The organism is Rhodococcus sp. C-2 (assembly GCF_027854095.1).
GTDB lineage: Bacteria > Actinomycetota > Actinomycetes > Mycobacteriales > Mycobacteriaceae > Rhodococcus_F > Rhodococcus_F qingshengii.
Map to the genome: position 1 here is coordinate 194,782 of NZ_JAQGFI010000012.1, position 11,941 is coordinate 206,722.

Consider the following 11,941-nt stretch of genomic DNA (forward strand, 5'->3'; position numbering starts at 1 on the left):
ATTCGATGAGCAGCGCAAGTGCGCCGAGTGGGCGCTGAAGTAGCCGACGACGTGAATCTCGTGGATACTGACGACGCTTCGGACAATGCTAATCTCGGCCCGACAGCACGCTGTCGATCGATGTCGTTTCACAACCGGAAGGGCTTGTCAGTGCACCTCACCCCTTCAGATACCGAAAAGCTGCTCCTGAGCGTCGCGGGCATGGTCGCCCGTGACCGCCGCGAGCGCGGGGTACTGCTGAACTACCCCGAAGCGATGGCACTGATCTCGTGCTGGATTCTCGAGCGCGCGCGTGACGGAATGACGGTTGCGGAACTGATGAACGCCGGTCGGCAAGTGCTCACCCGCGACGACGTGATGGAAGGGGTACCCGAGATGATTGCAAACGTCCAGGTGGAGGCCACTTTCCCGGACGGTCGCAAGCTGGTCACCGTGACGGAGCCCATTCGATGATTCCCGGCGAAGTACGTGTGTCCACCGAACCGCTCGAGTTCGGCATCGACGCGGAAAAAATCACGATGGTCGTCGTCAACGACGGCGATCGCCCCATTCAGATCGGTTCACATCTCCACCTTCCCGCGGCCAACCCGGCGTTGACCTTCGATCGCGAAGCGGCAGACGGCTTCCGGCTCGACATCCCCTCGGGAACGTCGGTTCGGTTCGAACCCGGGGTCAGCAGAACGGTGACACTGATCGCGCTCGGCGGACTCAAAAGGGTTCCGGGCCTGCAGATCGTGCCGGACGAAGACCTACCGACACATGCGCGCGAGCCCAAGACCGTCATGCCGTTCGGCACGCCCGGCGTCGAGGTCGAAGAACCTTTGCGAGCGTCCTCGGTGAACGTGCGTGTGAGTGATGTTCCAGTCGAGGCGGATTCACCGGATGACGCCGCGACGACAGTTGAGAGGACAGCCGAATGAGCAGGATCGATCGACGCGGCTACGCCTCCCTGTACGGCCCGACCGCAGGCGACCAGATCCGTTTGGCCGACACAGATCTGTGGATCGAGATCGAGCACGACTACACCGCGACCGGCGACGAGATGGTCTTCGGCGGCGGTAAGAGCATCCGCGAGTCGATGGGCCAGGGCCTGACCACTCGCGACCAGGGTGCTCTCGACGTCGTCATCACCAACACGGTGATTCTCGATCACTGGGGAATCGTCCGGGCAGACGTGGGAATTCGCGACGGACGCATCGTTGCGATCGGCAAGTCCGGTAACCCCGACATCATGGATGGCGTGCATCCCAAGTTGCTCATCGGGCCGAGCACCGACGTGATCGCCGGCGAGGGGAAGATCCTCACCGCGGGTGCGATCGACACTCACGTGCACTTCCTCAGTGAAATCGAGATGATGGAGGCGCTCGCGACCGGTACGACGACGGTGGCGGGCGGCGGAACGGGCCCCACCGAGGGAAGCAAGGCAACCACCGTCACACCCGGCGCCTGGTCCTTGACGATGATGCACCGCGCCCTCGACCACATCCCGCTCAACGTTCTTCTCCTCGGCAAGGGCAGCACCGTCAGTCATGAGGCCATGCGTCAGGAAGCTCTCGCCGGCGCAGGCGGATTCAAGGTCCACGAGGACTGGGGTTCCACTCCGGCTGCGATCGACGCAGCTCTGCGCGCAGCCGACGAGTTCGGCCTCCAGGTAGCGCTGCACGCCGACAGCCTCAACGAAACCGGTTACGTACAGCACACTTTGGATGCGATCGCCGGACGTGGGATCCACGTGTTCCATGCGGAAGGCGCCGGCGGCGGGCACGCACCGGACATCATCGTGACGGCAGGTGAGCCGAACGTTCTTCCGGCATCGACCAATCCGACGTTGCCGCATACCGTCAACACGGTTGCCGAGCACCTCGACATGCTCATCGTGTGTCATGCGCTCAATCCCCGGGTTCCGGAGGATCTTGCCTTTGCCGAGTCCCGGATCCGTCCGACAACGATTGCAGCAGAAGACTTTCTGCACGACATCGGAGCCATCTCGATCACCTCGTCCGACGCCCAGGCGATGGGCCGTATCGGTGAGGTGACCCTGCGGACATGGCAGGTGGCTCACGTCATGAAGGCCCAGTACGGCAAGCTGGGCACCAGCATGCCGGCCGACAACGAGCGTGCGCGGCGTTACGTCGCCAAGTACACGATCTGCCCCGCGGTGGCGCACGGTATCGATCACGAGATCGGCTCGGTCGAGGCCGGGAAGATGGCGGACCTGGTGCTGTGGGATCCCGCGTTCTTCGGAGTCCGTCCTTCTGCCGTGATCAAGGGCGGGGCGATAGTTGCTGCGCCGCTTGGTGATCCGAATGCTGCTATCCCGACCCCGCAGCCGGTGTTCGTTCGCCCGGCCATCGCGGCGACTCCGGGATCGGCCCCGCACCTGTCCACGACGTTCGTCTCTCCGATGGCCATCGAGGACGGTCTGGCCGATCGTCTCGGTCTCACCCGCACCCTTACCGGTGTTCGTCCGACGAGACACCTCACCAAGGCGGACATGCCGAACAACACGGCGCTGCCGTCCATCGACGTCGATCCGGAGACGTTTGCCATCAAGGTCAACGGCGACCTGATCGCGCCCAACCCCGTTGACGTAGTGCCGATGGCTCAGCGCTACATGCTGTTCTGAAACCATGTCGATCGAGACGGCGTCTGCCGAGATAGCATCGATGCTCTTGGCAGACGGGCGTCTGCCTACCGGCGGTCACGCGCACTCGTCGGGGTTGGAACCGGCACTGGCGGGCGGACTCCTGCAGAGTCAGGTCCCTGACTTCATTCGCGGTCGACTCGAAACAGTCGGACTTGTCGAGGCCGCTTCAACGGTGGTCACGCGCCGCTGGGCCGTAAGTGAGGGTAGTGCAGGCGAACTCGAGGACATCTCGAGGGAACTGCTCGCTCGGACTCCCAGCGCACCGCTGCGTGAGGCGTCGATTCAGCTCGGCCGTGGGCTGGCGAGACTGGCGTCGCGATTGTGGCCGCAGCACCCCGCGGTGCAGATGCTCATGGCGCTGCCTGGGCATCCGATGCGTCCGCTCGCGTTGGGCGTCTTCACGGCGGTCTCCGGGATGGACGACCTACAGGCAGCCAGATCTTGTTTGTACGACGACGCCCAAACGGTGGCGTCGGCGGCATTGAAGCTACTGCCGGTGGATCCGGCAGAACCGGTCGAATGGTTGCTCCGAGCAGCCCCGACCATCGAAACCGTCGCCGCGGCTGCCGTAGCCGTCGAGGGCGTCGCAGATATACCCGCAACAACAGGGCCGTTGGTCGAACAATGGTCACTCGAACACCACGCTCGATCCAGGAGGATTTTCCGTGCTTGACAACCTGAACAACACCACCACTGCTGCAAGAGGTTTGAGGCTCGGCGTTGCCGGCCCCGTCGGCACCGGCAAAAGCACCCTCATCGCCACCATCTGCCGCGAACTCGCGGCGGAGTACGAGATCGCGGTGGTCACCAACGACATCTACACCGACGAGGACGCGCGACTGTTGCGCGCGGCCAACGTTCTGCCGATCGAGCGCATCGTCGCAGTCGAGACCGGTGCGTGCCCGCACACGGCTATTCGTGACGACGTCACGCCGAACCTCATTGCGGTCGAAGACCTCGAGCGTCAGTTCCATCCCCTCGACATGGTGATCGTGGAAAGCGGCGGTGACAACCTGACCGCCACGTTCAGTCCGGCACTGGTCGACGCCCAGATCTTCTGCATCGACGTCGCGGGCGGCGGAGACGTCGCCCGCAAGGGCGGTCCCGGAATCGAGCGGGCAGATCTGTTGGTGGTCAACAAGATCGACCTGGCCCCGTACGTCGACGTCGACGCGGTCCAGATGGTTGTCGATGCCACGGCCGCGCGTGACGGACTTCCAGTTCTCGCGCTCAGCCAGAAGGATCACTCAACGATCGACCAGCTCAGTGCGTGGCTCCGCCAGGTCATCGCATCTCATCGCGCGGGTAGTCACACCCCGCAGGATCCGGGGCCGATGGCGCCGCACTTCCATGCCGATGAAGAAGACCACGGTCACGGTCACGGGCACAGCCACTCTCACGCTCACTGATGCGCACTGGAGCTACGCGGGTCGTCGTCGAGAGAGTGGGTGACACCGCTGTTGCGCGAGAGCTGATCTCGGGCGACTTCCTGGCCCCGCGGTTCGTCGACGCTCGCCGGCTCACCGTGCGAATTGCCTTGGTAGGCCACAGTGCAACGCTGCTGGCCGGCGACGACCTGCGTATCGAGTTCGTGGTCGCACCCGGTACGTGTCTCGAGGTGATCGAGCCGTCCGGGACCGTCGCGTACAACGCACGCGGTGGCCGGGCGTCGTGGTCGGCTTCGGCGAGCGTCGGTGCCGGTGCGGCGCTGATCTGGCGTGCGGCACCGTTTGTCGTCGCCGGCGGCGCGGATGTGACCAGGCGCGTGGATATTTCACTGGAATCCGATGCCGTTGCGCTGCTCGACGAGATGATCGTATTCGGCCGGACCGGCGAAACCGGCGGTGCGCTTCGCTCGGATCAGCGCATTACCGTCGACGGTGACGCGCTGCTCGTGGAAACTCTCGACCTGCGTAGCGTTCCTGGCCGTTCGCTGCCGGGAATTCTCGGTGGCCATCGCGTGCTCGGTACGACCATGCTGTTGGGGATGAAGACTACCGACGACGTCGAAGGGCACGTGACGCCGCTGGCGGGAGCAGGGATGCTGGCACGGGCCGTTGCCGATCACGCACATGAGGCGAGCGCAGCGTTGGATCCGATCTGGTCGCAGTGGCGTGGGCGAGTTTCGCAGGAGTACACCGACTGATTCGCCCTACCGTCACACTTCGGGAGGCTGCGTCGTCCAGTATGTGACCAGGCCGAAGAGAGCCGGGCGCACAGGTTTGACGGAGGCATCATGCGAATTGTTGTTCTGGGCGGAACCGGCCAGATGGGAAAGCTGGTCGTCGAGCAGGCAAAGGCAGGGGGCCACGACGTGGTCGCTGCCGCTCGATCGACGGGAGTCGACATCTCCACGGGTGCGGGGTTGGACGAAGCATTTGTCGGTGCCGACGTGGTCGTCGACGTGAGTGATCACGTCACCAACAGTGCCAAGAAGGCAATCGAGTTCTTCGAGACGGCAGCGAAGAACATCGCCGCGGCCGAAGCCAGGGCCAGCGTGAAGCACCACGTGTTGCTCTCGATCGTGAACTGCGACGATCCGCAATTGAAGTCCTTCGGTTACTACCAGGGGAAGGCTGCGCAGGAACGCGCGGTGGAAGCGTCGAGTATTCCCTTCACGATCCTGCGATCCACTCAGTGGTTCGAGTTCGGCGAGAAGACGATCGCGCTGTTCGGACTGGGGCCGATCGCTATGGTTCCTCGGATGCGGTCACAACCGGTGGCAGCGAAGACCGTTGCCGAGGCGCTCGTGACCTGCGCTCAGAACGGTCCGACCGGGAGGGCTCCGGACCTGGCCGGGCCCGAGCTCCTCGAGATCCCGGCCATGACGCGCGAGATCTTGAAATACCGTGGCCGACGTAAGTGGCTGATCCCGATCTCGATGCCGGGAGCGGGTAAGGCGATGAAGGGTGGGGCGCTGCTGCCCGGGCCGGGATCCACAACTGCAGGACCCACGTTGGAAACCTGGTTGCACGAGAACTGAATAGGAAAGGCGGCCGCGCAAGTGCGCGGCCGCCTTTTACTCACGTGGACGGTTGGGTTCAGAGATCCGGGTAGTTCAGAGATCCGGGTACGAGGTGAGGTTGTCGACCTTCTCGGTGGTTTCGGGCTCTTCGGGCAGCTTGCCGGTCACCAGGAAGATGACACGTCGGCCGACCTCGACGGCGTGGTCGGCGAATCGCTCGTAGAAGCGGCCGAGCAGCGTGACGTCGACTGCGGCGGCAACGCCGTGCTTCCACTCACGGTCCATGAGGACGGTGAAGAGGTGGCGGTGGAGGTCGTCCATCGCTTCGTCTTCTTCGCGCAGACGGGCAGCGCGCTCGGGGTCGCGGGTCTCGAGGACGACCTTGGCGGCCGCACCGATGGAGACAGCGATGCGTCCCATCTCGGCGAAGTAGCCGTTGACCTCTTCGGGAAGCACGTGGTTGGGATGTCGGCGGCGCGCGATCTTGGCGACGTGCAGGGCGAGTGCGCCCATGCGGTCGATGTCGGCGACGATCTGGATTCCGCTGACCACCGAGCGCAGATCTCCGGCAACGGGAGCCTGCAGGGCGAGCAACGCAAACGCGCGCTCCTCGCAGATGGTGCTGAGTTCGGTGATCTTGTCGTGTTCGCCGATTACTTGTTCTGCCAGGGACAGGTCTGCCTGGAGCAGGGACTGGGTGGCGCGCTCCATAGCGGCACCTGCCAGTCCTGCCATCTCGCCGAGCGTGTCTGCAAGCTCGGTCATCTGTTCGTTGTAAGCCACGCGCATGAGGTCAGAGCCTACGTGCCGTGAAAGACCAAGTCACAAGCACCAGGTGAACGCAAGGTGAATGAACGCGTGTCAGTCGCAGGTGGTGTCGCCGGCGTTGACGCTGGCGATGTCGGCGGGCAGAGCCGTCGAGGTGCTGGTGTCGACCGACGTCGGATTTGCCGCCAGGATGGTTCCCGGGTCCGCGGGGGCGACGACGGTGCCGGCGAAATTGCTTCCGACGACGACCTCGATCATGTCTCCCATGCTCGGAGCGAGAACCAGAACCGCGCCGGGAATCGAGGACGCGACGGTCACCGCTTCAGCCTCGTAACCTGCGGCGTAGCGCACGACGGTGGTCGACGCTTGAGCATTCGCCAGGCCGGTGGCTGCGCTGAAGTTACCGACCGTGGAGATCTGGAAACCGTAAGCCGCGAGGCTGTCGGCGATCGTCGCGGCCTGCCCGGCGATTCCCGACGCGTTGGAGACGTCGACCGAGATGTTGTAGGCGCTCATTGCCTCGACGGAAGTGGCGGCCGGCGGCGTGCTGGACGTAGGAGCGGTTGTCGTGGAACTGGTCGACGACGGTGTGGTGTCCTCGCGCTCTTCGCCCGGAAGCGGATCGTCGTCGATGATCGCCTGGAAGAGGGACTTGATCTCGTCCGTGCGAGGAATCTCGTTGCCCCAGTCGTTGGTGCCGTCCGTGGGGACCGTCAAGAACGTGACCGCGCCTGCGTCGACGTTCTGGAGCGAGCGACCGAGGGTGACCAGTGACTTGGTGTCGATGTTTTCGACGAACGTGTCGCTGGTGAAGGCGTTGATGAATCCGTTGAGCTTGCTCGGATTCAGGAGGACCTGGTTGGACAGGGCCGAGCGGAGCAGCGCCGACAGGAACTTCTGCTGACGGGTGATGCGCCCGTAGTCGCCGTTGCCCTCGGCTTCGACGTGGCGAGCACGCACGTAGTTGAGGGCGGTACGGCCGTCGAGCATCTGCGTGCCGCCGGAGGCGAGGACGGTTCCGAGGATGCCGTCTTCGATCGGTCCGGGGGAGCAGACGTTCACACCGCCGACGGTGTCGACCATGCGCTCGAAACCGGCGAAGTCCATTCCGACGAAGTGCCCGATTTTCAGGCCGGACATCTTCTGGATGACCTTGACCAGGCATTTGGGGCCACCGAGTGCGTATGTCGCATTGAGTTTGTCGCCGCTCGCTGCCGGGAAGGTTTCGCTGGTGTACTTGCCGGCGTCGTTGTCCCATCCCTGACAGATCGGACGTTCGACGTCGAGGTCACGCGGGAAGGAGACGGCGACGACGCGGCTTCGGTCGGCGGGAATGTTCACCAGCATGACCGTGTCGGCTCGGGCGCCTTCGGCGTCTTCGACGGTTCCGGCGCCGATCTCACCGCTCGCACCGGCGCGGGTATCGGTGCCGATGATCAGGTACGTCTCGTCGCCGAGTTGACCACCGGCGTCGATGATGTCGTCGGACTCGGTGTCGAGTGCCGCAATCTGATCGAATCCGCCTTCGACCGAGCGCAGATAGCCCCACACGACGCCGGTCAATGCGAGAGACATGACGGCCAGGAACGCTACTGCCGATCGGCCGATCACTTTTGCGCGATGGCGGCGGCGAATCTTGCTTTGCGCCAGACGAGTGGCGCCGGTGTCACCGACTACCCGCGGCACTGCGGAGGTGACGGGATGTTCTTCGGTGATCCAGTCCGCAGCGGCGGGCGGAACGGACGGACGGGCGGGAATCGGCCGGGCGGGGGGCGGCGACGACGCTGCTGAAGATTGAGTCTTGGGTGGTACGGATTTGTTCGGCGCCAGCTTGGGCGGCGTAGCCGGGGCTGGTGGCGGCTTCTTGTCGCCTACCCGACGGACCAACTCGGCGACCGAAACAGAGTCGTCGGTCGGAGGCGAGTCCCGTCGCCCGGTACGTCCACTGCTGCGACGCTCCGGGGGACTGGGTGGTTGCGGTGTTGGTCGCTGGGGTGTGGCAGGGCGCTGGGGCGTTGCCGGTTGGTCCGGTCGGGCGTTGCGGAAGCGCTTGTCTGCGAGCGGACGTTCCCAGGGGGCGCGGCTCTCGGGCGGAGGTGGGCCCGAATCGTGATCATCACCCACCGATGCAACCTGTCCCGTCGTCGACTGTCAGTAACTCGTCATTCAGATGCCGGCGTCAACCGGTTGTCGACGAAGCTGGAGCCATATTACTGGTGAATCCTGAGTGCTTCACTCAGAAAGTGATGTGAGTAATCCGACGGCGTGTTTTCGCTAGCCACCCGAGTGCATCATGTCAGCTCCCACCGGCACAAGGTCGTCTTCGGGATCGTCGAGCCAACCTTCCGGGAGTGCTACCTGACCGGGTGAGCCTTGGCGTCCGCGCGGGCCTTCGGCGTCCTTGGGGAACGGGACGTCGTGGTCGAGCTGTCCGAGCAGATCGTCCAGTTCGGACAACGTGCTGACCAGAGCCATCGAGACCCGCAGATCCGATCCGACCGGGAACCCACGCATGTACCAGGAGACGTGCTTGCGAAGTTCGCGCAGACCCTTCATTTCACCGTGATGTGCGGCGAGCAGTTGGGCGTGACGGGCGATGATCTTGGTGACTTCGCCGAGCGTCGGCGGCGTGGCGATCTGTTGTCCGTTGAGAGCTGCGCTGAGTTCCGCGAACAGCCATGGCCGTCCGAGGCAGCCGCGTCCGACGACGACGCCGTCGCAGCCGGTCTCGTTCATCATGCGGGCAGCATCCGAGGCGTCGAAGATGTCGCCGTTGCCGAGGATCGGCACGTCGGTGACGTGTTCCTTGAGGCGCGTGATCTCGTTCCAGTCAGCAGTGCCGGAGTAGCGCTGCGACGCGGTACGTGCGTGAAGTGCGACGGCAGCGGCGCCTTCAGCTGCGGCGATCCGGCCTGCGTCGAGGTGCGTGTGATGTTCGGGGTCGATGCCGACGCGCATCTTGACGGTGACCGGAATGTCGGTGCCTTCGGTGGCGCGCACGGCTGCCGCGACGATCTGACCGAACAGTCGACGCTTGTACGGTAGCGCCGATCCGCCGCCCTTGCGGGTCACCTTGGGTACCGGGCAGCCGAAGTTCATGTCGATGTGATCGGCCATGTTCTCGTCGACGATCATCTTGGCCGCGGCGTAAGTCGTATCCGGGTCGACGGTGTACAGCTGCAGCGACCTGGGCGTTTCGGTCGGACCGAACGTGGTCATGTGCATCGTGGCGGGTTGGCGTTCGACGAGCGCGCGGGCGGTGACCATCTCGCAGACGTAGAGCCCGGACGTGCTGCCTGCACGTTCGAGTTCGAGTTCACGGCACAGCGTGCGGAAGGCGACGTTGGTGACGCCCGCCATGGGTGCGAGGACCACGGGGCTGTGCAGCTCGAGTGAACCGATACGAAGGGATGACATGTCTACCTCTGAACAAATACTTGTGACAATTGGAAGTGCCCGGTACCGAATCCGGTACCGGGCACAGAATAGCTGGTGAAACTAAGAAGCCTGCTGTTCGCGCTTGGCGGCTTCGCGTGCGAGCATGCGATCGCGCTGTTCCTCGAACTTCGTCGCGTTGGCGGCGAGTGTCTCGAGGAAGGCCGCCAACTCTTCGCGCGTGTTCTCGCCTTCGGCGCTGAAATCGTTGCGCTCGAAGATGTTCCACTTACGCAGGACAGGCCAGACGACCTCGTCGAGGTGCTGGCGAAGGTCGTAGATGCCGTGCTTGGCCATGAGGGCGCCGTTGCGGCGGAAGTTCGGCATGCCGGCACCGGGCATCTGGAAGTTCTGGACGATGTTCGCCACAGCCTTGAGCGCCTGATCGGGAGCAAGATCGAGCGCGGCGGCGCAGATGTTGCGGTAGAAAATCATGTGCAGGTTCTCGTCGGCGGCGATGCGCTGAAGCATCTTGTCGGCAATCGGCTCGTCGCAGGCCTTGCCGGTGTTGCGGTGGCTGACGCGCGTCGCGAGTTCCTGGAAGGTCACGTAGGCGACCGAGTGCAGCAGGCCGGCGTCGCCCTCGTCGATGGGTGCGCTGTAACCGTTTGTCATGTGTTCCATGCGGAAGCGCTCGAGCTCGACGGGGTCGACTGCGCGCGTGACGACGAGGTAGTCACGCATCACGATGCCGTGGCGGTTCTCCTCGGCGGTCCACCGGCCGACCCACGTTCCCCAGGCACCGTCCTGCGAAAAGTTCTCGGCGATCTCACGGTGGTACGACGGCAGGTTGTCCTCGGTGAGCAGGTTGGTGATCATCGCGGCGCGAGCTACCTCGCCGAGTTGTGACTGTTCGAGACTCCAGTCTTCGCCACCCATGGCTGCGAAGTTACGGCCCTCGTCCCACGGAACGTAGTCGTGTGGATGCCATTCCTTGGCCATGGAGATGTGGCGGTTGACGTTCTCCTCGGCAACCGGCTGCAGCTCTTGTAGCAGCTCCAGCTGCGTCAGAATCCTCGTCATTTCTTGCCTCCATGTTGAGTGAATGCGCGACTTCGCCCCAGCCTACGGCACCGTAGGTTTGAAAAGAATGGCATGAAAATTGCTCCCCTCGAGGGATGTTACCGATCCGTAGTTATCCGGGGGCACTTTCACTACCAAGTCGTTCTTTCGACGTAGTCGCGGAAAGTCCGGGCGGGATCGGACAGCTCGCGGCTCTTCGACCAGATCAGCCCTATTTTTCGCTGTGCTCCTTCGATCGGTACGTAGACGACTCCTTCGGCCCAGATCGGTGGATCCTGAACCGGCATGATGGAGACACCGAAGGACGCGGAGACCAGTCCGCCGACCGTTGCCAGCTCGCTGCTCTCGAAGACGAAATTCGGAGTGAATCCTGCGGCCGCGCACAGTTCATCGAGAATTCTTCGCATCCCGAAGTTCGGATGCATACCGATGAACGGTTCGTCGGCCGCGTCCGCAAGCTCGACCGAATGCAACTTCGCAAAGCGATGATCAGCCGGAACAGCCAATGCCAGTGACTGCTGGGCGATCTGCATCCACGCCACCTGCGGATCGCGCGGCTGAGGCGAGACGACGGCCAGGTCGGACGTGCCGGCGGCGATTCTGTCGACCAGGAACTGCGCGCTGTCCTGATGCAGTTCGAATCGCACTCCGGGATGCTCGACGCGGTATCCGCGCAGCATGTGCGGCACCAACCAGGTGCCGAACGAGTGGAGGAAGTCGAGCCGGACCGTGCCGCTCTCGGGGCTCGCCAGCGACTGGATTTCGGTCTGCGCGGCGTCGAGGGCACGCAGTGCGATGCGAGCATGTCGATAGAGGATCTCGCCGTACCGGTTCAGTTCGAGTCGGCGTCCCTGACGGTCGAAGAGTGTCACGCCGATCTGTCGTTCGAGGCGTGCGAGTTTGCGCGAAAGGGTCGGTTGCGACAGGTGAGTCAGATCCGCGGTAGCGGTCACCTGTTGGGTTTCGGCGAGCACGACAAACCATTCGAGGTCTTCGGTCAGCATCACGAACCCAATCTATATACCTCTGGAGCATATAGAACACCAACTTTATGCATTTTCTTTTGCCGAGTCTGGGCGGGAGGATTCTTACCGGAGGTAAGT

General features: G+C 63.7%; 12 protein-coding genes. 7 read left to right on the top strand and 5 right to left on the bottom strand.

The features are described 5' to 3' along the window. The first annotated feature begins 150 nt into the window (after positions 1 to 150). The 7 genes from ureA to PCS43_RS24985 all read left to right on the top strand — a co-directional run bounded on the left by ureA (position 151) and on the right by PCS43_RS24985 (position 5,630). Positions 151 to 453, top strand: a complete 303-nt coding sequence (gene ureA, locus PCS43_RS24955; RefSeq protein WP_003939800.1) for an urease subunit gamma — start codon at positions 151 to 153, stop codon at positions 451 to 453. After that, positions 450 to 920: an urease subunit beta gene (ureB, locus tag PCS43_RS33530; protein WP_042451393.1), complete on the top strand. Its 471-nt coding sequence runs from the start codon at positions 450 to 452 to the stop codon at positions 918 to 920. The genes ureA and ureB overlap by 4 nt, the downstream gene beginning before the upstream one ends. Next, positions 917 to 2,626 (top strand): urease subunit alpha, encoded by a 1,710-nt coding sequence (locus PCS43_RS24965; RefSeq protein WP_030535249.1) that lies wholly within the window; start codon positions 917 to 919, stop codon positions 2,624 to 2,626. The genes ureB and PCS43_RS24965 overlap by 4 nt, the downstream gene beginning before the upstream one ends. A 4-nt stretch (positions 2,627 to 2,630) precedes the next feature. Then, positions 2,631 to 3,320 (top strand): urease accessory protein UreF, encoded by a 690-nt coding sequence (locus PCS43_RS24970; protein ID WP_007733855.1) that lies wholly within the window; start codon positions 2,631 to 2,633, stop codon positions 3,318 to 3,320. Then, the gene (gene ureG, locus PCS43_RS24975) at positions 3,313 to 4,056 is read left to right on the top strand and encodes an urease accessory protein UreG (protein ID WP_209909756.1); all 744 of its coding nucleotides are present in this window, start codon (positions 3,313 to 3,315) and stop codon (positions 4,054 to 4,056) included. Before PCS43_RS24970 ends, ureG begins: the two co-directional genes overlap by 8 nt. After that, a complete protein-coding gene (locus PCS43_RS24980; RefSeq protein WP_245361485.1) occupies positions 4,056 to 4,793 on the top strand; it encodes an urease accessory protein UreD in 738 nt (245 codons plus the stop codon). The genes ureG and PCS43_RS24980 overlap by 1 nt, the downstream gene beginning before the upstream one ends. A 90-nt stretch (positions 4,794 to 4,883) precedes the next feature. Beyond that, positions 4,884 to 5,630 (top strand): SDR family oxidoreductase, encoded by a 747-nt coding sequence (locus PCS43_RS24985; RefSeq protein ID WP_209909752.1) that lies wholly within the window; start codon positions 4,884 to 4,886, stop codon positions 5,628 to 5,630. A gap of 75 nt (positions 5,631 to 5,705) precedes the next feature. On the opposite strand, the gene phoU is transcribed toward PCS43_RS24985, so the two are convergent. The 5 genes from phoU to PCS43_RS25010 form a co-directional block, all read right to left on the bottom strand. Continuing rightward, on the bottom strand, positions 5,706 to 6,401 hold the full coding sequence (phoU, locus tag PCS43_RS24990) for a phosphate signaling complex protein PhoU (RefSeq protein WP_003940130.1): 696 nt from the start codon (positions 6,399 to 6,401) through the stop codon (positions 5,706 to 5,708). 72 nt (positions 6,402 to 6,473) lie between these two features. Beyond that, the gene (locus PCS43_RS24995; protein WP_270923131.1) at positions 6,474 to 8,504 is read right to left on the bottom strand and encodes an LCP family protein; all 2,031 of its coding nucleotides are present in this window, start codon (positions 8,502 to 8,504) and stop codon (positions 6,474 to 6,476) included. Positions 8,505 to 8,654: 150 nt separating this feature from the next. Beyond that, the gene (gene dusB, locus PCS43_RS25000; RefSeq protein WP_003939756.1) at positions 8,655 to 9,797 is read right to left on the bottom strand and encodes a tRNA dihydrouridine synthase DusB; all 1,143 of its coding nucleotides are present in this window, start codon (positions 9,795 to 9,797) and stop codon (positions 8,655 to 8,657) included. Between the two features lie 81 nt (positions 9,798 to 9,878). Further along, on the bottom strand, positions 9,879 to 10,838 hold the full coding sequence (locus PCS43_RS25005) for an acyl-ACP desaturase (RefSeq protein ID WP_003940492.1): 960 nt from the start codon (positions 10,836 to 10,838) through the stop codon (positions 9,879 to 9,881). 131 nt (positions 10,839 to 10,969) lie between these two features. Continuing rightward, positions 10,970 to 11,845 carry a LysR family transcriptional regulator gene (locus tag PCS43_RS25010; RefSeq protein WP_030535254.1) on the bottom strand — a complete coding sequence of 292 codons (876 nt, stop codon included), beginning with the start codon at positions 11,843 to 11,845 and terminating at the stop codon, positions 10,970 to 10,972. Between the last annotated feature and the right edge of the window lie 96 nt (positions 11,846 to 11,941).